Consider the following 26,073-nt stretch of genomic DNA (forward strand, 5'->3'; position numbering starts at 1 on the left):
TTTGCAAGCGGCTGAGTGTCGGCGGTCATCGATCAGGAAGACAATCAGGAGTACAACGACCCGTATGCCAGCCGAGGTTCATTTGCTAGTAAGCAATCAGGGGATAAACCTGGTAATTGGATCGTCGATGGCTATTTCTGTGAGGGGGAAAGAAAAGAGCCTTGGATTGACCAAATAGTGGTGAAGTATCATCGTACAATCGAACATTATTTTATAGCATTTAAACAAGTTGGTTTTTCAGTTCTAGATTTACGTGAAGGTACACCGCGTGAACATTTTAGTAGTGAAGAAGAATTTATTAGAAGACAATGAATTCCGATTTTACTGGCTTTTTCTTGTGTGAAGTAAATAAATTTCCTAATATTGATTCTTGAACTAATAGGGGCTTTAGTCGAATAACGATCTTCCACAATCGGGCGCTTTTCTGAAATAAGGAAAGTGTCTTTCTTCATGAAAAGGGCCCTATTATCAAAAAACATTTTTTAACGAAAGGCTCCAAAACGACGCTTGGGGACGTTCCACTACACTTGTTAGGTGTTTTTAATAAATCTAAAAGGCTATACATAAAAAAATTCCTTTTTTCTTCCCTTTTATCATGAGTTATATGAGTAAAGGAAGTTCTATTTTGAAACGTAATCGCTGCAAATGTTCACTTAAAAACATTTTTTGCCACATGGAGAAATTCCTTAACTGCAGGAGAAGCATTTGCAATAGAATGACAGGCAAGTGCTACTTCACGGCTGTTTTCAATATTTAGTTTGCTGATTTTTATGTTTTGCTGTGTCTTTAAATATAATTCTGGACCTATCGTAATGCCAAGTCCTTCCTGTACCATATTAGCGATGGTTGTACAGTCGTGTACTTCAAAAAGAATAGATGGTTTAATTTGCGCTTCTGCAAATAATTCCTCAACATGTGATTGGTACATCCCTGTTGGCATAATAAAGGATTCATCCATTAAATCATTCATTTCTACTGTTTCTTTAAAATGGAATTGATGATCAGGGTGATAAGCGACTACCATCTTGTCTTTAATCAAAGGAACTAAATCGAAATTTGGATTTGATTTTCCTTTTACTACAAATCCAATGTCAATAATGCCTGAACCCAACCATTCTGTAATTTCCTCATAGGTTCCTTCGTAAAATTTAAAATCTATTTTAGGATGTTTTTTCCGGAATTTCACAAGTAATTTAGGCAATAAGCAAGAAGAAGCACTTGCAAAAGTGCCGATACGAATAATACCTGTTTCCAAGCTTGTCATAAGTGCAATTTCTTGATTAATGACTTCCACTCTTTTCAATATTTCTCTAATATTCGGCAGAATTTTTTGCCCTATTTCTGTAAGTGTTATTCCTTTTTTTCGATCACGAATTAATAAAGAAACTCCCCATTCAGATTCTAAACTCGCAACTGCATGACTCACGGCTGATTGAGTCATATTTAATGTTTCAGCAGTTTCTGTAAAACTTCCTAGCTCGACTACTTTTGCAATGATTTCGTAGCGCACAATAGTCATGAGTAATTACTCATCTCCTTTATTAAAAACATCAATTTTACTTATATTAACATGGGACCTAAAATAAAAACAGCAGTTCAAATATAAGGAGATGTACAAATTGAAAAATAATATAAATCAACTAATCATCATACTTTTAGCTTTAGGAGCTTTTGTAACAGGAACAGCAGAGTTTGTTGTTTCTGGAATTTTAGAACTGATTTCTTTTGAATTAGATGTTTCAATTTCAATAGCTGGCCAGTTGATTACGATTTATTCTTTATCTTATGCCATTGGAGCTTTGATTTTGGTCATACTAACGTCTAAATTGGACCGTAAAAAAGTGCTTTTATATGCTATCTCTATATTTATTCTAGGAAATCTAGTTGCATTTTTTAGCTATAATTTTGTCTTTCTTATGTTATCCAGAGTCATTATGGCGATGAGTGGAGGATTATACATTGTTGTTGCCACCAATTATGCTGCGCAAATTGCAGTTCCAGAAAAAAGAGGTAGTGCTATGGCAACAGTCATTACTGGTTTCACTGTTTCATTAGTACTTGGAGTGCCTATCGGTACATTTTTAGCTGGACATTTTGATTGGCACTATATTTTCTTAATCATTGCGTTTGGCACAGTTTTTTTATTGATAGGACTATACAAATTATTACCATATATAGAAGGAAACCAACCGCTGCCATTTAAACAACAGTTGCAAATAATTAAAGATAAACGAGTCCTTACAGGTTTAATGACAACGATCTTTTGGATTTTAGGATATACTATGGTGTTTGCCTACATTGCTCCATTATTAAGTCATACTGCTGGCTTTTCTATTGAAATGACAAGTATCGCTTTATTTGTTTTAGGCACTTTTGCTTTTATTGGTTCACGCTTTGGAGGATATGCGGTAGACAGATGGGGACCTAATCGAACAATATCATTAAGTTTATGTGTTCATATCATCTCTTTATTTGTACTAGCATTTACACAGTATAGGGCAGTGGGTGTATTTGTCACACTAGCTTTTTGGGGAGTAGCAACTTGGACAACGACACCAGCAAAGCAGTTTTATCTGATTTCACTAAAACCACAATCCTCTGAAACAGTACTCAGTTTTAATACCGCCTTAATGAATGTGGGAATGATGCTGGGCTCTGCATTAGGAGGAATCATTATTCAATATACTAATATAGAAAATTTAAGCTGGATTGGTGGATTATTCGTTATACTCGCACTTATTTTTATCAGATGTTCTTTCTACCTAAATAAAAAAGTTATGAATCACCATCGACTTTAATGAATTAAAAAGTAATTTCTAAACTCAACTGCCTTGATATTCAGTTGGGTTTTTATTTTTTTAATACTCTTCGATATTTGGCATTTTATAAAAAATCTTGTTGAAGGTTATGGAAGGGGGAAATCATCACCCACATTTGCAGTTGCGAAGGGAGAGGAAATGCATGTTAGAACGAACGTACCGAATGGCAAGTTCGCTGTGCATTTTAACGCCTTTTGTAAACGAGTATTGAAGAAGTTAACAAGGAACTTTCATTAGAGTATGACTAATGAGTATAGGATTTAATAAACATCTTAGTTATTCCATTAAAGGGCGCGTTTATTTAGGAACGCGTCTTTTTCTTTTAAAGGGCCATTTAATAGAATAAAATACAATAATTAATGGACGCGAGGATTGTGAAGAGTACTTAAACTAAACCAGCTAATAGTTTGTCAATAATTTTCTGTTAAAAGTTTAATAGGAGAGTGCTATACTAAAAAGTGCATGACAAATAACCTTCCTAAAGTTTGTTTTTGGAAGGTTTTGTTCGATTTAGCTGTACTTACTTATCAAGCTAAATCTTGGTACGCAGTTCTGTTTTTTAGTAAGGCAAAAATCCAATGTATAAGTTTATTAACACAAGCTATAATCGCTACTTTAAAAGGTTTTCCTTCGTCACGTTTTTTATCATAGAATTCACGTAATTTCTTGTTTCGAGGAATGATTGTATCGTCTGTTTTAGTTTTTCTGCAATCTCGTATTGCACAACGAACAGCCATAAACAAGGCATGACGAAGTCTACTTGAACCTCGTTTTGTAATTCGATTCTTGGTCGCTGAAAATTTACCTGATTCGAAAACACTTGGGTCAACTCCAGCGAAAGCCACAAGCTTTTTAGGGTTGTTAAATCGATCTATTTCACCAATCTCAGAAATAATCGTTGCAGCGATTTTTTCACCGATGCCTGGGATAGATTTGATAATACTATATTCTTCAATTTCTTTAGCGAGGGCATCTATTTCTGACTCTAACTTTGATAGGTGCTCTTTGTACTGAAGAAGGATCTTTATATACATATCCAGACTTAAAATATGACTTTGATAAACTGTTTTTTCAAAAGGATTACGAGCTGCAGCGGCTTTAAGCTGTAAAGCTTTTTCATTTGCCCATCTAATGGACCTACTCTTACATAGTTCATATATTTTGTCTGTAATGGATTCCTCACTTGCTTTCAAAATATCTTCTGAAGAAGGGAACTCGGAAAGAGTTAATAGTGAAACCATAGAATATAAGTCTCCGAAAACCCCTTTATATTCAGGAAATATCTGTTCAAGGACTGCCTGAAATTGCAACTTAGTTTGAATCATTACGCCAGTTATATTTTCATGTTGTCTAGTAAGATTACGAAGGTTTAATAATTGCACACCACGTTTTTTATATGGCTCCAGTTCCTCTTTATAGAACAATTCACAAAGAAGATAGGCATCAATGGCATCCGTTTTTACTTTTCTCAAACTGGAACCTCTTGCCTTATATGAAATTAACGGATTAATGATAATCAATAAATATCCTCGTTCTTCTAAATAATGTATGACAGGGGCACCATAATGTCCTGTAGCTTCTAAAATGATCGTAGGCTTCATACCAGCCTCGTTTTTTACATCCTCTAAAAATATAACTAAGTCATTCAGACCTTCTAAAGTATGCGTTACCTTAAAACTTTTACGATATGGTTTGCCTTTATCTAAAAATGCTTGTACCTGGCTTTCTCCTTTTGAAATATCCAGACCAACGACTGGATTCATTATTAATCTCCTCCTAGAATCATAATTTGCCAGTTACCCCTAATCCTCCATGCAGTGTCATAGCTTCGCTTGTTATACGAGGTCTAAGTCCCAACCAGCTTCAATCATGTTTCTGCAAGTAGGGGGCGAACGGTTTAGTTGACGGGGTCAAGCCCCACGTGCAGATACGTTCTACCCTGGCTACTGCTATAATAAAACTATATAAAAAATGGTCAACCAGAAATATCTGGCTGACCTTATAATACGAACGGTGCAGGTTAGTTTAAGAAGACAACCCTGTACTATTTATATAAAATTAAAATAAAAACGAATCGGGGATAACGACTTGGAACTTGAATATTTTAAATTTAATGAAAAACCAATTAAAGCAATCGAACTTATGAAACTTTATAAAGATGCAGGTTGGTGGGAGGAAAGAAAAGAACAAGATATTGAAGAAATGTTAAAAAGGGAAATTTCAATTGGTGTATGGAAAGAGGGTACTCTTATTGGGTTTGCAAGGGCTATAACGGACGGAAATTTTAGGGCTTATATAGAAGACGTTGTTATACATCAAGCATATCAAAAGTCAGGCATTGGAAAGAATCTTGTATCAAAATTGTTAGACGAACTATCTCATATTGATGTTATTAGCTTGTTTTGTGAAGAACATTTAATTCCTTTTTACAAAAAAAACAACTTTAAATACAGTAAATCACAATTTGTATTACATAGAAAATGATAACATCTTATAAAGCTAATGGGGTGCAAGAGTTAAACAAGGTGTTGCAAAGGAGCATCTTTTTTCTTGTTGAGCTAACGAAGCAGGTTAGTTGAAGAGTGATGTTTAACTTGTGTTCAACTATAGTGCCAGATTGTTAGAGGATATAAAATTACAGTTACACGAAGGGGAGAAACATTAGGTGTGAAAAATAAAGATCTAATAAATAGTTTAATACCACTAGGGATGATTTTTGGTTCTGCTATTGGTGTAATTCTTGGCATATTTTTCGAACCAATTTCTCAAGGATTTTCAATTGTTATAGGAGCTGGAATTGGGTTATTACTGGGTTCTATCGCTTATGGATTTTATAGTAAGAAAGGGTAGAATACAACAATTGGGCGCGATTGCGGGGTAGCTTTACTATAAAAGTGTTAGTCAGTAATAAAAGTGCTAAAATACAAAGTGACTTAATCATTCTGTAACAATAGGAGAGACAATAATGATTCAATCAATAGTTCATATCGCATTAGTAGTAAAAGACTACGATGAAGCAATAGAGTTCTATACAAAGAAACTAAATTTTGAATTAGTCGAAGATATTTATCAACCAGAACAAAACAAACGCTGGGTAGTGGTGTCCCCTCCTGGTTCAGTAGGTACCACAATATTATTAGCTAAAGCATCTAAACCTGAGCAGGAACCCTTTATAGGTAATCAGTCGGGTGGTAGAGTTTTTCTTTTCTTAAATACTGACGATTTTTGGAGAGATTATAACTATATGAAATCAAAAGGAATTGAATTTGAGAGAGAACCAAAAGAGCAATCATATGGAATAGTTGCAGTGTTTAAGGATTTATACGGGAATTTATGGGATTTGTTGCAACTAAATGTTGATCATCCCATTGCTCAAAGAATTAAGTAGGATAAACTGGAAATTTCCAATAATTAGGAAAGCTCTTTTTCTATGAATGATAGTGGTGCAACCGTAAAAAGAACTGTTTTTTGTGAAAAAATGTACTTAAACAAACGGGGGCTTTCGTATTATATAGTTCAGCCAGAACTTTCTGGTTGAACTTTTTTTATTTAGATTTAATCTATCAGTAGCCAGGGTAGAACGTACGGGTGCGAGGGACATTGATCCCGTCAACTAAACTGTTCACCCCCTACTTGTAGAAATATGTTTGAGGCTGGTTGGGACTTAGATCTCGTATAACAAGCGAAGCTATAATACTACTTGGAGGTAATAGGGGTTACTGGTGAATACGTTGTAGGAGGAGAAAAAATGAACCCAGTAGTGGGTATTGATGTAGCTAAAGATGAAAGTGAAGTACAAGCTTTTTTAGAAAAAGGAAAGCCATATGGGGAAAATTTTTCAATTAAGCATAATCGTGAAGAGTTAGACAAGTTTATAGGATTTTTAGGAGAGATTAGATCGATAGCAGGGAGTAAGCCTGTTGTCATTTTGGAATCAACAGGTCATTATCATACACCGATTATTCAATGTTTAGAAGAAAATGAAATACTTTATATTTTGTTAAATCCGATCATCTCTTATCAAGCAAAGAAGTCAAGTTTAAGAAAGGTAAAGACAGATGCCTTCGATGCCTATCAATTATGTGTTCTCTATTACAAAGAGGAATTCGAACCTTATAGAATGAGAGGGATTCAGCTTCTAAACCTTCGTAATCTATCGAGACAACAGGAGATTATAACGAATATGTATGTGGAAGCTAAGTTGCAATTTCATACTATTTTAGATCAGGTTTTCCCTGAATATAGAAAAGTTTTTGGAGATCTTTTTTCTAAAGTTTCTTTGTTGATATTGAAAGAATATCCAACGTCAGAAAAAATTCTAGAATCTAACGAGGATGATTTATCAAATAGTATACGTGAATATTGTCCGAGTCGCTCTGCCCTATGGGCAAGAGAAAAGGCAAGAAAACTGATAGATTCAGCCAATCAAAATCCTTTTCAGAAGGTGATGTATCAAAGTCACTTATTTAATCTGAATATGTATATTGATATCCTATTTCATTACCAAGGACACCTTTCGGAATTAGAGGGCCAAATGTTATCCCTGGCAAGTGAAATAGAAGAATATAAGATTATCCAATCAATCCCTGGAATCGGTGAAAAGATCGCTGCAACGATCATTTCTGAAATTGGGGAAATTGATCGGTTTAATCATCCTAAAAAATTGGTTGCCTACGCCGGAATTGATCCGAGTGTTTATTCGTCAGGAAAATTCACAGCGACAACGAATCGGATTACTAAACGTGGTTCTAGTAGGCTAAGGCACAGTTTATATTTAGCTGTTTTGTGTGGAATAAGAAGCTCTAGAAATAAAAAACTCAAAGAGTTTTATGACAAGAAACGGTCAGAAGGAAAACCTTCAAAAGTTGCGTTAGTTGCTTGTATTAATAAACTTCTTCAATGGATATATGCTTTATTAAAGAGGAAAGAAGTTTTCCTTGATTTATCTTAATTTATTAAATTGACCATTAGATGAAAAGCCTTCCACAATACACTTGGAGGGTTATTTGGTATGCCCAAAAACAGTATAACATAAAGAAAAGTGCCATCTTACAAAAAAAAAGATATTGACAACCTATTAGCTGGTTTAGTCAAGTGGAGCAATGTCTTTTAAGACTTTGCTCCTTTTACATTTAAAAGTACTTCTGATAATACTCTTTTCTTAGCCTCCCGTTTAATTGAGCGTAGATCCTAGTTGTTTCGCTTTTCTCATGCCCCATAAGACTTTGTATGACTTCTATGGGAGCTCCATTGTTCAACAAATGAGTTGCATAGCTGTGTCTAAGTTGGTGTGGATGAATTTCTTTATTGATTTCAGCACGATTTGATATCCGCTTGATGATGTATCGCATTTGGGCAACACTCATTTTATGTGGCTGCCTTACTGTCACAAAGATGGCAGGATTATTGTCAGTACGGCTTTCAATATAACGTTTAAGCCATATGTCACAACGCGTATTAAAATAAACCTCCCTTTCCTTATCACCTTTTCCTCTAACGATTGCGGATTGATTGGACCAATTAATATGGTTTTTTTCTAACGCAACTATTTCTCCAATTCGGCAACCAGTAGAAAACATGAATTCGAAAATTGCTTTTTCCATTGCGGAATGACAGGATTCACGGAGGTGTTCAATTTCCCGTTCGGTTAAATACTTGGGTATCCGCTTTCCTACTTTCGGTTCTTTAATTTTGGAAGTTGGATTCTTACTCAGGTAACCTTCTTCATGAGACCAACGAAAAAATGATTTCATAAAACGGATACGATGTGCAAGACTGGCTGGTTTTAAGTGCTTGCCGGATATAGCAAGATATTCTTTCAGTTGATTGGTGTCAAGCAATTCCATCTCTATATCCTTAAAATAACCAATTAATAGAAAAGACTGTAACCGGTAGGCCTTCAGCGTTTGTGGCGAAAAGCCCTCTATTCGTTTATCAGCATCAAACAAAGTCCACGCTTTTGACAGTAACAATTCCATTCCCCCTAAAATAGTAATATAAAAGGGATTATTGCCAACTTAATAGAATTCTAGACATAAGGAGTGATTTAACTAATGAGGTAGTTTAGTGCAAAAAGGTTTTCAAATGAACCCAAAATCTTGCTTTAGGAATCTTACACTCTCTATCTGGCGTCTTTTGAAATAAGGCATGTAAAATTTAGGTATAGAGTGCTTAGGGGCTTATGAAAAAAATAGTTTATGTAGTCTTTATTATTGCCATTATAGGTTTAGCTGTAAATTTATTAGTGAATCGAGCCAGTCAAGACACGGGTTTAGCTAAAGAAATTGACTCCCTTTTAGAAAAGGGAGAAACACAAATTGATTTAACAGGGTTAACTAATTTTAAATGGACCCAAGTCAGTCTATTTGGACCTTATACATCGGATGAACAGATTGAAGATTCAATGAATATCGAGTTTAAAGGGGACAATGGTGGAATTGATTACCTAGACGACCGTTTTTTATTGGTATTTGCTAATGAAAAACATGCCGTCAAAACCGTTGTGCTCTCAAGGATGATACATGGTACCTACACCATTAAAGATAATAAAATTTTAGTTGTTGACCGATAACCTTATTCAACTAACGGGGGCAAGAGTTAAACAAGGTGTTGCAAAGGAGCATCTTTTTTCTTGTTGAGCTAACGAAGCAGATTAGTTGAAGAGTGATGTTTAACTTGTGTTCAACTATCGTGCCAGATTGTTAGAGGATATAAAATTACAGTTACACGAAGGGGAGAAACATTAGGTGTGAAAAATAAAGATCTAATAAATAGTTTAATACCACTAGGGATGATTTTTGGTTCTGCTATTGGTGTAATTCTTGGCATATTTTTCGAACCAATTTCTCAAGGATTTTCAATTGTTATAGGAGCTGGAATTGGGTTATTACTGGGTTCTATCGCTTATGGATTTTATAGTAAGAAAGGGTAGAATACAACAATTGGGCGCGATTGCGGGGTAGCTTTACTTGAAGACCATAGAACTGCTAAGTCAGCTCTTTTTTCTTATTGTACTAACGGAGCAGTTTAGTGCAACAAGGAACGATAGAAATACAATAAATATGGAGTTTTGGGGAATAATGATACTAAACAAATTTAAGGAGAATCAGAAATGAAAAAATTGCTTTTTAGCCTTATCTTCGTTTTAGTAATTCTTCCTTCACAAACACACTCTGAGAATAAAATTGAAGAGTTGCCATCTTGTTCAGCAATACTTGAACCAACAAAAAACGTACCTAAAAATGCCAGAGGAGTAGCACTGATCTATAATATTGAAAGAAAGTTTAATGATGAACGAACAAGTCTCAGTGTTCACGCACTTCATTTACCAAAACCATCTAATTTTGGGGATTATGATGGTTATGAAGTATTAGCATATATTCCGAAGGAAATAAGTTGGATTTTCTCATTGTCCCCTTTAACTAAATATGGAGAAACTATTTGGGCTGGGAATTTAGATGAAGTTTCTCCTGTAATAAGACCTACTCGTATCAAAGTCCGAACAGTCAATACAACGACAAAGAAAACGGGTACTATTGTACTTGAAAAAATACTAAAACCTTGTTGAACTAACAGGTGCTTTAGTAAAAGAAGAAAAGGTTCTACATATTAGTCATATCTAATATGTAGAACCCTTTAATTTTTCTATCTTTTTTTAAAATTAGGTCTTGATAACACAAACGGCGCTGTTAAAATGAATGAATGGTTTTTAATTTTTTTGTATAGCAATTATAACTGAATTATGTACATAATTTTAAATCAAAAATATTAATTGTGTACTCTTAAAATAATATGTACACTAGAAATGATTCTTTAAGTGTTAGTAATGATAGTGCTTTGGATAAAAAAAATAATTATGTACGCGTATGTTTATGGTGATGTGATGGCGATACAATTCAGGCGACAATAAATGGCAAGAAAGAAAAAATCCGCTTATTAATGGTCGATACACCAGAAATGAATTACAACAAAGGTGAAGCACAGCCTTTTGCTGAATAGGCAAGAGACTATACGATTAAATTGTTAGAAAACGCTAAAAAGATAGAGGCAGTTTACGATGTAGGGCCAGAAACGGACAATACGATCGACTGTTAGCCTATGTTTTGTGGATGATGTGTTATTACAGGAATCGTTATTGAAAGAAGGGCTTGCGGCAGTACGTTTTATCCATAAACCAAATAATACGTTTGAGGATGAATTCAGAGATATTCAGCAGGAAGCCGAACAAGAAAAATTAAATATTTGGTCACACGATAATTACTTCCAAAAAGATGGATTCCATCCGGAAATATTGAAGTAAAGGTAACAATCAAGGGACAGTCCCAAAAGGCAATGAATAATGCCTTTTGAGGGCGGTCCTTTTTTGATTGTATGTAGAAGTGATGGATAGAATTGCTGAGGTGAAGAATAGAAACGGAGGACGAGCGGATAGAGCAGTTGAAGTGGCGGATAGAATGATTGAAATGACGGATAGAGCAGTGAGTCGAATGTGGGATGGATCTTTTAAAATGAGAGAATGGGATTTTTTAACAATCCTGTGTTTTTATATTTTCAAAAAACGAGCTTGCAAAATTCATGAAATATGTATATATTGTATATAAAGTATATATACAATATTATGAACAGAGGTACAGAAGTTTTAAAGTATATGTACATTAAAGTTCTCAGGAAAGGAAATTTATTTATGAAATGGATAAAACTTTTATTAATAGGATGGTTAACGTTAGTTGTTAGTCTATTCCTAGCTTCTCTTTCAGGTGATATTTCTGAAAAGTTGTTTGGTTCGTCGAGGGATTTTCAAAATTTTATAAAGGGTCTTGTGATGAGTGGACTGGTCGTTCCTATTGTTTTGTATTTATATCAGCATGTCTATCGAATGACTGGTGTTAAACCCAATGCGCCCGTATATTCATGGAAAAGGCTGTATCACTTTTTTACTGGGGTTTTCTTGGCAATTGCCCTGGCTTCATTGGGTATCATAATTGCTGGTTATCAAGGATGGCTAATCATTGAAGACTGGCATGCCCCTAATCAGTGGTATGGTCCGTTACTGATCAATATTATTTTTGCTTTCTTTTATGAAGCTTTGCCGGAGGAATTGGGATTACGAGGATTATTATATGATGTCTTACGTTTTCGATTCGCCACTTGGCTTTCAGTTTTATTGCAAACCTTACTATTTGTATTAGTTACTATTGCAGTTGCCTTGATTCAAGCACTTGTGGGATTAACCCCAGGAGTATCCATTAACATCGGTTATATTATTTTAATTCTATGCTTTGGATTATGTTTGCAGCTACTTCGTCTATGGACTGGGAGTCTTTGGACATCAATTGGTTTTCATCTAGCATATTTAGAAATCATGAGATTTGCCATCTCACCACATCAATACGGTGTATCACCAATCATAACCTACGACGGATCAATGCCTGAGCTCGGTGCCTTAATCTGTGTCATTATGATGGTTATTGGGGGTATCATTGTCTCACTCGTTATACTAGGTGCTAAGCGTTTTATACGGAAAAGTACATAATTAGAGCGACTTACTACGATTATGACTTAAAACAAATTAAAGAAAGTCGATTCCTTTTTATACAGGGAATCGACTTATTTAGATTATATCTGTTTAGCGAAACAACTATAATTATTTTACATCCTTTGACCACTCTATAACTTTCTCTTCATTATTTTCAATCCATTTTTTTGCTGCTTCTTTAGGATCAGCGCCTTCCATAATATCAAACATCACGCTTTCTATATCTTCTGCAGTCCAGTGGAAGTTTTTAAGAACACTATATGCGCCTGGATTATCCTCTTTTAATCCTTTACGTGCAAATGTGCCAATATATTCTTCGGCACCATAAATACCTTTCGGATCGTCTAAATATTTTAAATCAAAAGCATTAAAAATCCAGTGAGGGGACCAACCAGTAATAATAATTTCCTCGTTTTTAGCTAATGCCTGACTAAGTGCAGCAGTCATGGCACCTGCTGATGAGGTAAGGACATGCCAGCCTTCAAGGTTATGATATTCCTTATAAGCATTTTCTGTTGTAGCCATCATATTTGCCCCTGGCTCAATACCTGTAATTGTTTGATTAGCCTCGTTTGTTAAATCTTCAATAGAATTTACATCCATATAACTTGGGACAACTAAGCCAATCTTAGCCCCTGTTAGATTTTTTCCCAAATTTTCAATTTTATTTTTATACTTTTCAACTTGAGGGGCATGCGTTTGTGGTAGCCATGCTGAAACCATACCATCAACCTCACCATTAGCAAGTGCCTCCCACATAATGCCATTGTCAAGAGGGGTTAATGTGACATCGTATCCCAAATTCTCTAAAACCTGTCCTACTACGTGTGTAGAGGCAACTTCAGTATCCCATTCAACGTAGGCTAAATTAATTGCTTTATTTTTGGAGTCATCGCTAGCTGAGCTACACGCTGTTAATAACAGCATGATTCCCACTGCAAATCCCCATTTTAATAATTTATCGAACTTCATAAAATCTCTCCTTACTATAAAGTTTTATGTTTTAGATAAACTGCATGAATAGTTACTTCTATTAAAATAAAAATAATATAAACTAAAAATTAACAAGTAACAACTTAAAATTAACAAAGAGTTGTTACTTTTGTCAAATCACTAAAATAGAAAGAAATGCAAGTCTACTAGCAACCCAAACTTTTTGTCCATAGGATTTTTAGGAATGACAGGGAGAAAAGTGGAATGGGAGAATATCTAATGACTCTTCATCAAATGCATTTAGAGAAGCCCAAAAATCCAAATTTTGCCCACATATGATAGGTGAAAATGGATACTTGGGTTTGAGGAGGCTTAGAATGCATTGGATATCCATCATTCTGATTGGTATTGCTGCTAATTTAGATAATTTAGGAATAGGTCTTGCTTATGGTGTGAAACGGGTAAAAATTCCAGTCCTATCTAACGCAGTTATTGCTATTATGTCAATGATTGTCACATTTGTTGCCGTAACAGCGGGGGGGACGATTGTTGAATATATATCCCCTCATATCGCAAATTTGTTGGGGAGTCTATTGCTTTGTACGATTGGATTGTGGACATTAGTGTCTAATCGTTTTTCTCAGCAAGGGATTGCAGAACAGCCTGAATTATTTGATGAGGATAAAAACTATATTATTTCATTTAGAGAAGCAATAACACTTGGTTTTATCTTATCTGCTAACTGTTTAGCAGGGGGGATTGCTATCGGTGCTCACGGTATTTCAGTCATCTGGACAGTGATTTCTATTGGAACATTTTCATTTATTACAGTTGCAATCGGCAGCCATTTCGGAAATTTACTAACTAAAACTTTTATTGGAAAATACTCAGCGGCTATATCAGGCTGGTTACTCATAATGATTGGAGTATTGGAAATTTTAGGGTAATAGAGACTTGTTTAAATAGAATTATTTAAGGGATATCACAAATTCTTCTGTGATATCCCTTTTATTGTAGAAAATTTGACATATTAAGGACGAATTTGGTTTAGCAGTTGACATACGTTGGTATCAACGATTATTCTTGGAAATAGAAGTGTAATTGAGAATAATTTTCGTTTACGTGAAAATGCTTTCAATCTGAATATTGTGAACGAAAATTTTTTCAATTATAATGTTCTGTGGAAATTAGACGAATATATTCCAATAAGGAGGAGTTCAGCACATGAAGAAATTAATGATGTTCGTCATGCTAGTAATGGTATTTACCTTCAATTTAGGGTTACCACAAGCATCTGCCCAACTATCTGACGGTACTCATTCCATAAAATATCAGGTTAATAAGCCTGAAAGTAGCTCGGTGTCCATTGCCAATGATTATTTTGTAAAACCAGCAAAGGTCACTGTGAAAAATGGTACGGCGACAGTTCAAATTACCTTGAAAAATAGTAAATGGATTACTAAATTTCAGCCACCTGGTGGAGCAACCGTAGTAAGTGAAGATAAGGCAGCAGATACGCGAATCGTGCAATTCACAGTGAAAGATTTAACGAAACCTGTTGTGACTTCAATGAAAATTGATATTGATGATATTAATTATCACCATGAATATAGTGTTGCACTAGTTTTTGATGCGGTATCTACTGAAGGCTCAGCAGCGCCAAAAACTAATGATGTAAAAGCTTCGACAAATTCAACTGCCGAAAGTCAAGTGCCCAATCCACAAACAAGCGATACAACACCCTATCTATTAATCGTTGCATTAGTGGGATCAGCATTTTTACTTTATAGAAAAAAATTACAATCCAAAACGGAGGGTCAATAATGACTAAAAAACGTCAATCACGCGCAACAAAAATCGTCCTAGCTTCATTGCTAGCAGCATCTTTAACAGTTCCATCATTTGCATCAGCAGCAGAGGTTGTTACGACAAACACGGAAGTAAAGGCAGGGACTACGAAGGCTGAGAAAGCTGATAAGATTGTCAATTTCCAAATCTTTAAACCAGGTACTACCGAAGCTCAACCTGCTATCAGCTCTCATCTTGTCACACAAGGTACAATTGTTGAGAAGGATGGTAAGTTTGAAGCAAAATTAACAGTGGTAGCAAAATCTGCGCCAATGATTGCAGGCTTACAAACTAAACAAGGCGATAAGTATGTAGATGCTACTGAAGTGAAAAATGAAGATGGTACAATTACATATAGTTTCCCAGTGGTAGCTGATAAGTTGTTAGCTGCAAAAATTCATGTAGTAGCTGAAACACCTAAAGGTCCGATGGATAAATGGTATGAATTTGATTTAAAAGCAGTAGAAAATAAAGAAGCAACGACTACAGAGGAAAATGGAAAAACTGAAGAGGTAAAAGAAGAAGTTAAGGAAGAAGTAAAAGAAGTAAAAGAAGAAGTTAAGGTCAATGATGTAGCAATTACTGTTTACAAAAACGGTACTTCTGAAGAATCTATGATGAAGCAATATATTGCACCTAAAGTAGGCATCTCAGTAGTAGACGGTAAAAACATCGTAACGATGACATTCCCGCAAGGTCAATATGTTAAAGGATTTACAGTGGAAGGGAAAGAAGCAACTTTAGTAAGTGAAGACAAAGCAACAAAAGCAAGTACGTACTCATTTGAAGTGAAGGACTTAAAGAAACTTGTGAATGCTCAACTGCGTATTGTTGTGAATGAGCCAGGCGTGAACTATGATACCAACCACCAAGTACAATTTAGCTTTGCTGTGGAAGGTGCAGTGAAGCCAGTGGTAAATCCATTTAAAGATATCAGCAATGATGGGAATAAAGAAGCTATCTTAGCATTATACAGCAAGGGAATTGTGAAGGGGCAAGATAACTTCAAACCATACGACAATATTACACGCTCTCAATTTGCGTTAATGATTGCTCGTGCATTAAATTTATCATCAACAACAGATGCTGGATTTAAAGATACAGCCGCACTTGACGCTGAACGTAAACAAGCAATCAATGCTTTAGCTGAGGCTAAAATTATTGTAAAAGCGGAGAACTTTAATCCAAATGGTACACTTACTCGCCAACAGGCTGCTGTAATGATTTACCGTGCTGTAGCGCATGTTGCAGGGAAAGAAATGAACTATGGTGACCCAAGCCTATCCTATTATGCTGATGGTGCAACTGTAACAAGCGAAGAAGCGAAAAAAGCATTTGCCTTTTTAAATAAAGGTAAAATTATGACTGGCTCTGCCAATGCTGAAGGTAAAACAGTGATTAATGCAAACAGTCCTTTAAAACGCACACAAATGGCAAAAATTTTAAATGGTGCATTACAATACATGAATAAATAGTATTATTACAGCAACTTCCTTTCTCACTTCTTTGAGGAAGGAAGTTACTGTGCTTTTCAAGAATTTGGGGGGATTTTCATAGTGATTAGCAACAAAAAAATATGCCAAGCATTTCTATTCAGCACTATTTTGCTGATGTTTTTCCCTCCCTGTAATTGGCTTCAGGTCAATGCTGAAGAAACTATAATTGAAAATGGAAGCTATCAAGTTGAACTAAGTTTTTCATCTATAGAAGGATTGGGAGAAAATATTTTTAGCGAAGTGGCAACTCTAGATGTAAAGAATGGTCAGTATAAACTAGAGCTAACACTGGAAAAGCCATGGATTGTAACAGACATCCAAATGAAACAGCTAGATGATGAAATAACTTCCACTGTTGTGCGCGAAAATTTAGTTCAGTTTGATGTCAAAGATATACATCGGCCAATTAGGGTAAACGGTGTAGTATACACAACTACAGAGGAGTCCCTCCCTTTTTCGCAGGAACTCCACATAAATGCCCAAACACTTACGCAGCTAAATAAGGAGACTGTTCCAGATACAGATAACGAAAAAGCTACTTCGAAAGATACGGTATCTGAGGAACGGACATTGAATTATGTATTGCTGGTAGATGGCAAAAATGAGCCTTCTATAATGAATACCTATGTAAATCCACAGGCAAAGATAATAGAAAAAGATGGTATATACTATGCCCAAATGACAATATTAAAATCAGCATGGGTGACAGGAATTACTGTAGATCAACAAGGAAATCAGATAGAACCAAAGGTAGTCTCAATTGTTGATAATGTTAAAATTGTTGAATTTGCAGTGAATGATTTTGAGCAACCTATACGTATGTGGGTTAAAGTTGATATTCCTGAGCTCTCTTATTATCATCAATATTTCGTTAATCTAAAGTTTGATCAGCAGCAAGTTGCCAAACTTTTCAGTAAGCCTTCTGAAGTAAAGCCTTCCGAGCAAGTGAACAGCGTGAAACCAGAGGTAGTTCATAAAGAAGTTGAAAAGCAATCTCCAGTAATAATGGTAGAGGAGAGCATATCCAAAGCAGCTCTGCCAACCCAGCCTTCAGTTCAGCCAACTATGCCAAAGGAGGAGCAATTAGCATTTGATCGTACATTTGATGCTCCAACTAAAGACGATGTAAAAGAAGGAGCTGAGGAGGCAGAAATAAAGGAAGAAATCACTACTAAAAAACCAATGCAAGATTCAAAAACTGATCAGCAGCTTGCACAGCTAAACGTAGTAAAGGTTATCTTGCTTATTGGAGTTTGTATTTTATCGGGCTTACTGCTCGTTCGCCGTATCAAATATTCAAAAAAAGATGTGACTGAACAGAAATAAATAGGAGATGACAGTATGCAAAAGAAACTGAAATGGTTGCTGTTAATGGCAGCTTTGATGTCATTGTTATTACTAGTTGTTGGCTGTAATGATAGCAGTAATCAAGAAAATAAGGGAGATTCGAGTGAAAAAGAGCAAGTTTCTGCAGAGGCTACTGAGAAGGATGAACAGCGTATCATCGCTGGTACTGTTGTTATTGCAGAAATTATGGATAGGCTTGAGTTGGACGCTATAGCAGTACCAGAAACGGAGAAGAAATTAGCAAAACGTTTTGATGGACTACCAACTATCGGTAATGCGATGGAACCGGATATGGAAATTGTGAAATCATTAAACCCAACAGATGTGTTATCGGTATCTACGTTAGAGTATGATTTACAAGATAAATTCAAGCAATTAAATATTCCAGTCAACTTTTTAAACTTTCAAAGTGTAGATGCGATGCTTTCTGAGGTTCAAAAACTTGGAGGACGCTATAAACGCGAGGCACAAGCTGAAGAATTAGTGAAGGAACTCCAGAAAAATATTGAGGCTGTTCAAAATGTAGCTGGCAATAAAGAGGGACCTCGCGTCCTCATTTTACTTGGAATTCCAGGTAGTTATTTAGTGGCAACAGAAAATTCTTATGCGGGCGATCTGGTGAAACGTGCTGGTGGTATTAATGTGATGGAAGGACAGGACGCTGAATACTTAGCATCAAATACTGAGTATCTCCATAATAGTAATCCTGACATTATTTTACGTTTATCTCACGGCATGCCTGACGAAGTAGTAAAAATGTTTGATGAGGAATTTAAAACAAATGATATTTGGAAGCATTTTAAAGCGGTTAAAAATGGCAAGGTTTATGATTTAGAGGAGGAATTATTTGGCACTACAGCCTCCTTACAAGTACCACAAGCTTTAGGACAACTGATGGAAATTTTCTATCGAGAATAGCAATCTGGAATTGTCGCTCGTATCACAAGCATAGTCTTGTCATAGAGCGCTTTTCTTATAAAATGATGGAATTTGAAATGATAAAGGAAGTCCAATATGACAAAAAAAATAGTTAGTTTTTCAATTGTAATTGTATTATTACTTGTTTCAGCGGTTTATGCAGCGACAACAGGTAGCATTAAGATGGGCTTTTTCGAATTTATTGCGGCATTGTTTGAGGATGGAAATAATCAAATGGAAGCTATTCGGGATTTACGATTTCCACGCATTATCGTTGCCCTGTTTGCCGGAGCGGCATTATCTGTTTCAGGGGTCCTGTTACAATCTGTGATGCGCAATCCATTAGCAGATGCCGGCGTTATCGGTATATCTTCAGGGGCAGCGTTTGTACAGCTCTTTATAATTTCCTTCTTTCCCGCATTATTTTTCATGACGCCTGTATTAGCCTTTATAGGTGGGGCATTTGCCTGTGCACTTGTATTTGCGCTGTCATGGAAATCAGGGTTAAGTCCTTTAAAACTCATTTTAGTTGGGATTGCGATTAATGCTATGTTTACAGGACTAACAGAGGCATTTATAAGTCTAGGTGGCTCTTTAAATACGTCAGTCTCGGGTGTTATTGGCTCTAACCTAACGATGCGTACATGGAAAGATGTTTCGACAATTGTTACATATGGTACTGTGGGATTAATAGCAGCTTTCGCGCTGTATAGTTGGTGTAATCTCCTTGTCTTACAAGATAAAACAGCGAAAAGCTTAGGCTTTCCTGTTGCACGTGCTCGACTAATCATTGCTGCTGTAGCAGTATTACTATCGGCAGTTTCTGTTGTCGTAGCGGGCGTTATTTCATTTGTTGGTTTGTTGGTACCACATATTGCACGACGTTTAGTTGGACATGATCATAAAGTGCTGATTCCCTTTACAGCATTAGCTGGAGCATTACTGATATTAGTGGCTGATACGATTGGGCGTACAATAGTAGCTCCCATTGAAGTACCAGCTTCAACCATTATGGCAATTATCGGTGGACCGTTCTTAATATTCCTATTACGAAAAGAGTGACGAAACATGGACATACAAAATATTATCGTATCACATGATAATACTCGAAATCATTTAGATGGTGTATCAACAATGATTCAAAAGGGAAAAATCACGACGATTATAGGTCCAAATGGCTGCGGAAAATCAACATTATTAAGTGTTATGTCACGCAATAATATGCCAAAGTCAGGGAATGTATCGTTAGAAAACAAGGATTTGCTGCATTATAAATCAAAAGAGTTTGCTAAAAAATTAGCTATTGTTTATCAGCAAAATGAAATTCCAAAGGATTTAACAATTGAAAAATTAGTAAGCTTTGGACGTCTTCCATATCAAACAATACTGAAAAGAAATCACGAGGAGGACGCTAAAGCTATTGAATGGGCACTTGCTTGTACAAATTTACTTGAAAAACGCAATACCGATTTAGAGGCACTATCAGGTGGAGAGCGTCAGAGAGTATGGATTGCCATGGCTTTAGCACAGCAATCTGAAATTTTATGCTTGGATGAGCCAACAACCTATTTAGATATTTTCTATCAAATTGAATTATTAGAGCTTGTAAAAGCATTAAATAAGGAACATGGCTTCACAATTGTTATGGTTCTTCATGATATTAATCAGGCAATTCGTTATAGCGACCATATTATCCTAATGAAGGCAGGACAAATAGTAGCTGAGGGAGCACCAAGAGAGGTCATCACAAGGGAAGTTATTAAAGAGGTGTATGGGGTTGAGGCGGTTTTTTACGAGGATAAGCAGCTTGGATTCTACATGGTTCCCCTTGGTATTTAAGTAGGTGACAGCATGAAAAAATGGACTTCTAAGTTATTAACAATTGTATATTTAACTATATTTCTATTTTCTGGATTTTCTTTAGCAAAGTATTTATATACGTATTATGAAACCTCTAAATCTCTGGAAGAAGTACAAACGATTTATGAATCTTCATTGGCTGCTCATGAGAAAGTAACTAAAGAAGAAAAGACTGTGGATCCTCTATCGCCCTATACTATTCGACCACAATTTGATGAGTTGCTTGCTGTTAATAAAAATATCGTTGGATGGATTTCTATCGATGGTACAAAATTAAATAACCCCATTCTTCAAAGTAACAACAATGATTTTTATTTAAATCATAATTTTAAAGATAGAGAAAGCCGTGCGGGGAGTGTCTTTATGGATTACCGCAATGATGTACAGGCTATCAATCGAAATACTATTTTGTATGGCCATGCTATGAAGAATGACACAATGTTTGGCAGTCTAAAAAATTATTTAAAGCAGGACTATGCAGATCAATTTCCTATTATTTACTTAGACACATTATATGAAGGATACGATATTGAAGTCTTCGCTGCTTATGAGACAACCATTGATTTTTATTATATTGAAACAGAATTTGATAGCAATGAGGCTTTTCAAACATTTTTACATGATATTCAAGCACGATCTGCCATTGATATGAATGTAGATGTTAGTCCAGAGGATAAAATACTAACTTTATCTACATGTAAAGATGCTGTCTTAAGTGATGATCACCGTTTTGTTGTTCAAGGTAAATTAGTAAAACGCTGATAGATAGAAGTTTTCTCAATTTAAATGGGGGAAGCTTCTTTTTGTTTGACGAAATCCTTTAGAAATAATAAAAATGCTCAGGTCAAACTTGAAACTGCTCGGGTCCCAGAAAAAGTCGCTCAGGCCGAGCCCGAAATCGCTCGGGTCCCAAAGAAAGCCGCACAGGTCGAGCCAAAAACTGCTCGGGTCCCAAAGAAAGCCGCACAGGTCGAGCCAAAAACCGCTCAGGTTCCAGAGAAAGCCGCTCAGGTCCAGCCAAAAACTGCTCAGGTCCCAAAGAAAGGCGCACAGGTCGAGCCCAAAATCGCTCGGGTCCCAAAGAAGCCGCACAGGTCGATCCTGAAATCGCTCGGGTTCCAAAGAAAGCTGCTCAGGTCGAGCCAACAACTGCTCGGGTCCCAAAGAAATTCGCTCAGGTCGAGCCAAAAACTGCTCGGGTCCCAAAGAAATTCGCTCAGGTCAAGCTCAAAATCGCTCAGGTCCCAAAGAAAGCCGCTCAGGTCGAGCCAACAACTGCTCGGGTCCCAGAAAAAGCCGCTCAGGTCGAACCAAAAACTGCTCGGGTCCCAAAGAAAGCCGCTCAGGTCGAGCCTGAAATCGCTCGGGGTCCCAGAGAAAGCCGCTCAGGTCGAGCCAAAAACCGCTCGGGTCCCAAACAATATACAGAAATTCACCCAGCGCAGGAAACTTCCATTACGCAATAAACTCTACCATTCATGATATATTAGAAAAAGTTAAAATAATTACTTGACGTAAATTATTTATTAATATATAGTAGGTTACATAAAGTAATTGATTACTTTTAGTAACTAGGATGTACAAATGAGGTAACTACATATGTTTAATCCATAATTTCTTGGGTAACATAATTAATGTAGTTGCTTCATATTTTAACTTATATCTCGAAATCGAGATAAATAACAACTCAATTGGAGGAAATTTAAAATGGCAAAATGGAATATTGATTTAGGACATTCAGCAATTAATTTTCAAGTAAAGCACATGATGGTATCAAAAGTAAAAGGTGTATTTGATAGCTATACAGCAGATATTGAAGCAGCAGATCTTGCAGATTTAACAACAGCAAACATTAGCTTCACAATTGATGCAACAAGCATTAATACACGTAGTGAAGATCGTGACAATCACTTAAAAGCGGCAGATTTCTTTGATACAGAAACATATCCAACGATTATATTTAAATCAACAAATATTACTAAAAAATCAGCTGATCAATACGCACTTACTGGTGATTTAACAATTAAAGATGTAACAAAACCGGTAACTTTCGAAACTGAATTTAATGGAAAAGGGACAAATCCATGGGGCCAAGAAGTCTATGGTTTTGAAGCTGAAACAACAATTAATCGTGAGGAATTTGGTCTTACTTGGAATGCTGCATTGGAAACAGGTGGCGTGTTAGTTGGTAAAGATATTAAAGTGACAGTTGAATTAGAAGTTAATCCTGCATAATTTTATAAACTGTGTCTGAGTAGTATACTTGGACACAGTTTTTTGATTCATGTTCCCCAAATCTATAAATAAAATAATCCATAAATAAGTTGCTTGCATATTTTTAGCAATAATTGCATATAAAACACCATATTGTTTTTGGGGGCGATGGGATGAATGTGTTAGTGACGGGTGGCTATGGTTTTATCGGTAGTGCTGTGGCGAGGCGATTTTATGATGAAGGTGCAAATATATATATCATTGATAATTTAAGCACTGGTCATTTACGCAATGTCGAATTTGAACATAAATCCTACCTTTTGAATGTAGAAGATGAGGTGTGCGAGCATTTCTTTAAGGAAATTGCGTTTGATGTTGTTGTGCATTGTGCAGCGCAAACGAGTGTTCAAAAATCAATGCAAGAACCAGTGAAGGATATATTGACGAACATTATCGGGCTTAGTCAGATGCTTTTCTTATCGTCAAAATATAAGGTAAAGCATTTTGTTTTTGCTTCATCAGCGGCTGTTTATGGAGATAGTCATTATCCGCCACTAGAAGAAACAGATATAAGTGAACCCATTTCTATGTATGGGCTAAATAAAAGCATTGGGGAAACATATTGCGAAAAATGGCAAAAGGATTATGGCTTGCCAACATTAATTTACAGATTTGCGAATGTATTTGGTCCAAGGCAATATATGCAGGGAGAAGCGGCTGTTATTCCTAGTATGCTAAAAAGCAGTATGGAAGGAAAACCCTTTACGATTTATGGAGATGGGGAACAGACACGTGATTTCGTTTATGTGGATGATATTGCAGATGTGATTTATGCTGGTGTTCAAGCGAAATTACAAGGAATTTATAATGTATCAACAAATGAGGCATGGTCAATTCATCAAGTAATTTTATTACTACAGCATTTAAACCATCCATTAGAAATACAATATGCTCCTGCAAGAGAAGGTGATATCGAGCATTCGTTTTTAAACAATGAAAAGCTTGCAAATGCAATAGGATGGAAGCCTAAGATTTCCTTTGCAGAAGGCATAGAGCGTACATTGCAGGCATTACAAAATGAAAAAATAGTGGAAATTTAATAGAAGAGTCATTTTTATTCATTCAACGCCAAGGAAGCTAGGAACCTTGGCGTTGAGTTTTTATTTACATAACTGAAACTTTATTTGAAATTTCTTGAAGCGCTTTTTTCATCTGTTCGACTAATGGTTACAGGATAGAGAGCGTTAAGTAATACTAACACAGTAATAATTCAAAGGTATAAGACTATAAAATTTCTGAATAGACGAATAATATTAATTTTTAAAGCTCCGTTTACAAATCTATAAAAATAGATATAATGAATTTTATGGAACCTTCACAAATTTATAAAGCATTATCAAACGATACAAGACGTCAAATATTATTATGGTTAAAGAATCCAGAGGAATTTTTTGATGAAAAACTTTATTTACAACAAGGGATTAGTTTTCAAGTTGGAGTATGTGTAAGAGATATTCAATTAAAAGCAGGACTAGCTCAATCGGTTATCTCTAATTATTTATTAACTATGCAACAAGCTGGATTATTACAATCCGAACGTATTGGAAAGTGGACTTATTATCGTAGGAATGAGAAAACCATACAAGAATTTCGAGAGTACATTCAAAAAGAATTATAAATAGAAAGGAGGATTTCTTTTTTTTTGCTCGATACATCTATATATACGGATATATAGATGTATATATAAATTATGGTTTCACATCTATCAATTTTTGTAACAATATTCAACTAATTTTTATTAAATCAATTTAAGATTGGAGATTTTTATAAATGCGAAAAATAAATTCTTTACTTATTTTTATACTAGCAATAGGTGTATTTGGAATTATTACAACAGAAATGAGTATTGTCGGAGTATTACCACAAATAGCTCAAAAATTTGAGGTTTCAACCGCACAAGCAGGTTTGTTAGTAAGTATATTTGCTCTAGTTGTTGCTATCTCTGGGCCATTTTTAATATTACTTGTGTCTGGGATTAATCGTAAGATACTTTTATTAACAACAATATTTATATTTGTTATTTCTAATATTTTTTATGCTTATACGACACATTTTGAAGTTATGCTTATTTTTCGTATTATACCTGCGGCACTTCACCCTCTATTCTTTTCAATAGCTCTTGTAACTGCAGCTAATCTTGTTCATCCAGAAAAAAGCAGTCGAGCAGTTACCAAAGTTTTCATGGGAATTACGGTTGGCTTTGCTTTAGGTGTACCATTAACTTCTTATCTTGCAGAACAGTTTTCACTAGAAATTGCTTTCTTGTTTGGAGCGATTGTAAATGCTGTAGCCTTTATAGGAATATTAATTTTGCTACCTTCTATGCCTGTTAAAGAAAAAATGTCTTTTGGCAAGCAAGTCGGTATATTACGAAAAACAGAATTATGGATAAATATAGGAGCTGTTGTATTTATTTTTGCAGCTATGTTTTCTGTTTACAGTTATTTTGCTGAATACCTTGCAAAAGTCACTCAAATGAATGGCTCCTTGATTAGTATTATGTTGCTAATATTTGGTGTAATTATGATTTTAGGTAATTCTTTATTTGGATTTCTTTTACAAAGAAACATGTTGAAAACTGTAATATCTTTTCCGGTACTATATTTATTCGTTTACTTATTCGTTTATTATTTAGGTTCTTATTTAGTTCCAATGATTTTTATGGTATTCATTTGGGGAATCGTACATTCTGGCGGTTTAATTATTAGTCAGGCATGGTTAATAAGTGAAGCTAAAGAAGCTCCTGAATTTGGTAATAGCCTATTTGTTTCATTTTCAAATCTTGGAATTACTTTAGGAACATCTTTTGGCGGTTGGTTTATTTCTCAATTAGGAATTCATCAACTTATTTGGAGCGGCATTATTTTTTCACTATTTTCTTTTGTATTGATATTAATAAAAATAAAACTTTTCAACTCTAGTATTCTATCGCCATCAAATTAAAATAATTGTGAGACCCAGTACAGAGCGAATGTATTTTGTGCGAAGGCGAAGCGACAGCAACAATAAGGCGGAGGAAGCGGCTCGACGTTGCTCGTAGGAC

The 26,073-nt window shown here is 35.5% G+C and carries 29 protein-coding genes; 24 read left to right on the forward strand and 5 right to left on the reverse strand.

What is annotated here, in order from left to right:
* Nucleotides 1-15 precede the first annotated feature (15 nt).
* Nucleotides 16-312: a hypothetical protein gene (locus tag QNH24_RS04315; protein ID WP_347342945.1), complete on the forward strand. Its 297-nt coding sequence runs from the start codon at nucleotides 16-18 to the stop codon at nucleotides 310-312.
* A gap of 337 nt (nucleotides 313-649) precedes the next feature.
* On the opposite strand, the gene QNH24_RS04320 is transcribed toward QNH24_RS04315, so the two are convergent.
* Nucleotides 650-1,519, reverse strand: coding sequence for a LysR family transcriptional regulator (locus tag QNH24_RS04320; protein ID WP_283870906.1), 870 nt, complete (start codon nucleotides 1,517-1,519; stop codon nucleotides 650-652).
* Between the two features lie 91 nt (nucleotides 1,520-1,610).
* Here QNH24_RS04320 and QNH24_RS04325 point away from each other — a divergent pair, with 91 nt between their 5' ends.
* Complete coding sequence (locus QNH24_RS04325) at nucleotides 1,611-2,798, forward strand: MFS transporter (RefSeq protein WP_283870907.1); 1,188 nt, start codon at nucleotides 1,611-1,613, stop codon at nucleotides 2,796-2,798.
* 548 nt (nucleotides 2,799-3,346) lie between these two features.
* Here QNH24_RS04325 and QNH24_RS04330 read toward each other — a convergent pair.
* On the reverse strand, nucleotides 3,347-4,582 hold the full coding sequence (locus QNH24_RS04330) for an IS110 family RNA-guided transposase (RefSeq protein WP_283870908.1): 1,236 nt from the start codon (nucleotides 4,580-4,582) through the stop codon (nucleotides 3,347-3,349).
* Between the two features lie 379 nt (nucleotides 4,583-4,961).
* Between QNH24_RS04330 and QNH24_RS04335 the strand changes: the two genes are divergently transcribed.
* From QNH24_RS04335 to QNH24_RS04350, 4 genes are all read left to right on the forward strand, one after another.
* Nucleotides 4,962-5,303 carry a GNAT family N-acetyltransferase gene (locus QNH24_RS04335; RefSeq protein ID WP_054771313.1) on the forward strand — a complete coding sequence of 114 codons (342 nt, stop codon included), beginning with the start codon at nucleotides 4,962-4,964 and terminating at the stop codon, nucleotides 5,301-5,303.
* Between the two features lie 183 nt (nucleotides 5,304-5,486).
* A complete protein-coding gene (locus QNH24_RS04340) occupies nucleotides 5,487-5,669 on the forward strand; it encodes a hypothetical protein (protein ID WP_283870909.1) in 183 nt (60 codons plus the stop codon).
* Between the two features lie 115 nt (nucleotides 5,670-5,784).
* Entirely contained in the window at nucleotides 5,785-6,207 is a 423-nt protein-coding gene (locus QNH24_RS04345) for a VOC family protein (RefSeq protein ID WP_283870910.1), read from the forward strand.
* A 360-nt stretch (nucleotides 6,208-6,567) separates the two neighbouring features.
* Complete coding sequence (locus QNH24_RS04350; RefSeq protein WP_283870911.1) at nucleotides 6,568-7,770, forward strand: IS110 family RNA-guided transposase; 1,203 nt, start codon at nucleotides 6,568-6,570, stop codon at nucleotides 7,768-7,770.
* Nucleotides 7,771-7,951: 181 nt separating this feature from the next.
* Here QNH24_RS04350 and xerA read toward each other — a convergent pair whose 3' ends face one another.
* Nucleotides 7,952-8,791, reverse strand: coding sequence for a site-specific tyrosine recombinase/integron integrase (gene xerA, locus QNH24_RS04355; RefSeq protein WP_283870912.1), 840 nt, complete (start codon nucleotides 8,789-8,791; stop codon nucleotides 7,952-7,954).
* 209 nt (nucleotides 8,792-9,000) lie between these two features.
* Between xerA and QNH24_RS04360 the strand changes: the two genes are divergently transcribed.
* From QNH24_RS04360 to QNH24_RS04385, 6 genes are all read left to right on the forward strand, one after another.
* A complete protein-coding gene (locus QNH24_RS04360; RefSeq protein WP_283870913.1) occupies nucleotides 9,001-9,390 on the forward strand; it encodes a hypothetical protein in 390 nt (129 codons plus the stop codon).
* 177 nt (nucleotides 9,391-9,567) lie between these two features.
* Nucleotides 9,568-9,750, forward strand: a complete 183-nt coding sequence (locus QNH24_RS04365) for a hypothetical protein (protein ID WP_283870909.1) — start codon at nucleotides 9,568-9,570, stop codon at nucleotides 9,748-9,750.
* 180 nt (nucleotides 9,751-9,930) lie between these two features.
* Nucleotides 9,931-10,386, forward strand: coding sequence for a YoqH family protein (locus QNH24_RS04370; RefSeq protein WP_283870914.1), 456 nt, complete (start codon nucleotides 9,931-9,933; stop codon nucleotides 10,384-10,386).
* Nucleotides 10,387-10,923: 537 nt separating this feature from the next.
* Nucleotides 10,924-11,118, forward strand: coding sequence for a thermonuclease family protein (locus tag QNH24_RS04375; RefSeq protein WP_283870915.1), 195 nt, complete (start codon nucleotides 10,924-10,926; stop codon nucleotides 11,116-11,118).
* A 67-nt stretch (nucleotides 11,119-11,185) separates the two neighbouring features.
* A complete protein-coding gene (locus tag QNH24_RS04380; RefSeq protein WP_283870916.1) occupies nucleotides 11,186-11,419 on the forward strand; it encodes a hypothetical protein in 234 nt (77 codons plus the stop codon).
* 83 nt (nucleotides 11,420-11,502) lie between these two features.
* Nucleotides 11,503-12,351, forward strand: coding sequence for a CPBP family intramembrane glutamic endopeptidase (locus QNH24_RS04385; protein ID WP_283870917.1), 849 nt, complete (start codon nucleotides 11,503-11,505; stop codon nucleotides 12,349-12,351).
* A 111-nt stretch (nucleotides 12,352-12,462) separates the two neighbouring features.
* Here the strand turns inward: QNH24_RS04385 and QNH24_RS04390 are convergent, their stop codons facing one another.
* A complete protein-coding gene (locus tag QNH24_RS04390; protein ID WP_283870918.1) occupies nucleotides 12,463-13,326 on the reverse strand; it encodes a glycine betaine ABC transporter substrate-binding protein in 864 nt (287 codons plus the stop codon).
* Between the two features lie 338 nt (nucleotides 13,327-13,664).
* Between QNH24_RS04390 and QNH24_RS04395 the strand changes: the two genes are divergently transcribed.
* From QNH24_RS04395 to srtB, 8 genes are all read left to right on the forward strand, one after another.
* On the forward strand, nucleotides 13,665-14,234 hold the full coding sequence (locus tag QNH24_RS04395) for a manganese efflux pump (RefSeq protein WP_054770122.1): 570 nt from the start codon (nucleotides 13,665-13,667) through the stop codon (nucleotides 14,232-14,234).
* Nucleotides 14,235-14,511: 277 nt separating this feature from the next.
* Nucleotides 14,512-15,111: a heme uptake protein IsdC gene (isdC, locus tag QNH24_RS04400; RefSeq protein WP_283870919.1), complete on the forward strand. Its 600-nt coding sequence runs from the start codon at nucleotides 14,512-14,514 to the stop codon at nucleotides 15,109-15,111.
* Nucleotides 15,111-16,610: an NEAT domain-containing protein gene (locus QNH24_RS04405; RefSeq protein WP_283870920.1), complete on the forward strand. Its 1,500-nt coding sequence runs from the start codon at nucleotides 15,111-15,113 to the stop codon at nucleotides 16,608-16,610. Before isdC ends, QNH24_RS04405 begins: the two co-directional genes overlap by 1 nt.
* Nucleotides 16,611-16,691: 81 nt before the next feature.
* Nucleotides 16,692-17,957, forward strand: coding sequence for an NEAT domain-containing protein (locus QNH24_RS04410; protein WP_283870921.1), 1,266 nt, complete (start codon nucleotides 16,692-16,694; stop codon nucleotides 17,955-17,957).
* A gap of 15 nt (nucleotides 17,958-17,972) precedes the next feature.
* A complete protein-coding gene (isdE, locus tag QNH24_RS04415; RefSeq protein WP_283870922.1) occupies nucleotides 17,973-18,896 on the forward strand; it encodes a heme ABC transporter substrate-binding protein IsdE in 924 nt (307 codons plus the stop codon).
* A gap of 96 nt (nucleotides 18,897-18,992) precedes the next feature.
* Nucleotides 18,993-19,958, forward strand: coding sequence for a FecCD family ABC transporter permease (locus tag QNH24_RS04420; RefSeq protein WP_283870923.1), 966 nt, complete (start codon nucleotides 18,993-18,995; stop codon nucleotides 19,956-19,958).
* A 6-nt stretch (nucleotides 19,959-19,964) separates the two neighbouring features.
* Entirely contained in the window at nucleotides 19,965-20,735 is a 771-nt protein-coding gene (locus QNH24_RS04425; protein WP_283870924.1) for an ABC transporter ATP-binding protein, read from the forward strand.
* 12 nt (nucleotides 20,736-20,747) lie between these two features.
* Complete coding sequence (srtB, locus tag QNH24_RS04430) at nucleotides 20,748-21,518, forward strand: class B sortase (protein ID WP_283870925.1); 771 nt, start codon at nucleotides 20,748-20,750, stop codon at nucleotides 21,516-21,518.
* Nucleotides 21,519-21,533: 15 nt separating this feature from the next.
* Here the strand turns inward: srtB and QNH24_RS04435 are convergent, their stop codons facing one another.
* Nucleotides 21,534-21,944: a hypothetical protein gene (locus QNH24_RS04435; protein WP_283870926.1), complete on the reverse strand. Its 411-nt coding sequence runs from the start codon at nucleotides 21,942-21,944 to the stop codon at nucleotides 21,534-21,536.
* Between the two features lie 519 nt (nucleotides 21,945-22,463).
* Here QNH24_RS04435 and QNH24_RS04440 point away from each other — a divergent pair.
* From QNH24_RS04440 to QNH24_RS04455, 4 genes are all read left to right on the forward strand, one after another.
* On the forward strand, nucleotides 22,464-22,991 hold the full coding sequence (locus tag QNH24_RS04440) for a YceI family protein (RefSeq protein ID WP_283870927.1): 528 nt from the start codon (nucleotides 22,464-22,466) through the stop codon (nucleotides 22,989-22,991).
* 152 nt (nucleotides 22,992-23,143) lie between these two features.
* On the forward strand, nucleotides 23,144-24,070 hold the full coding sequence (locus QNH24_RS04445) for an NAD-dependent epimerase/dehydratase family protein (protein ID WP_283870928.1): 927 nt from the start codon (nucleotides 23,144-23,146) through the stop codon (nucleotides 24,068-24,070).
* A gap of 266 nt (nucleotides 24,071-24,336) precedes the next feature.
* On the forward strand, nucleotides 24,337-24,648 hold the full coding sequence (locus QNH24_RS04450; RefSeq protein ID WP_283870929.1) for an ArsR/SmtB family transcription factor: 312 nt from the start codon (nucleotides 24,337-24,339) through the stop codon (nucleotides 24,646-24,648).
* Nucleotides 24,649-24,800: 152 nt separating this feature from the next.
* Entirely contained in the window at nucleotides 24,801-25,973 is a 1,173-nt protein-coding gene (locus tag QNH24_RS04455; protein ID WP_283870930.1) for an MFS transporter, read from the forward strand.
* The last annotated feature ends 100 nt before the right edge of the window (nucleotides 25,974-26,073 follow it).

This window comes from Lysinibacillus pakistanensis (genome assembly GCF_030123245.1).
GTDB lineage: Bacteria > Bacillota > Bacilli > Bacillales_A > Planococcaceae > Lysinibacillus > Lysinibacillus pakistanensis.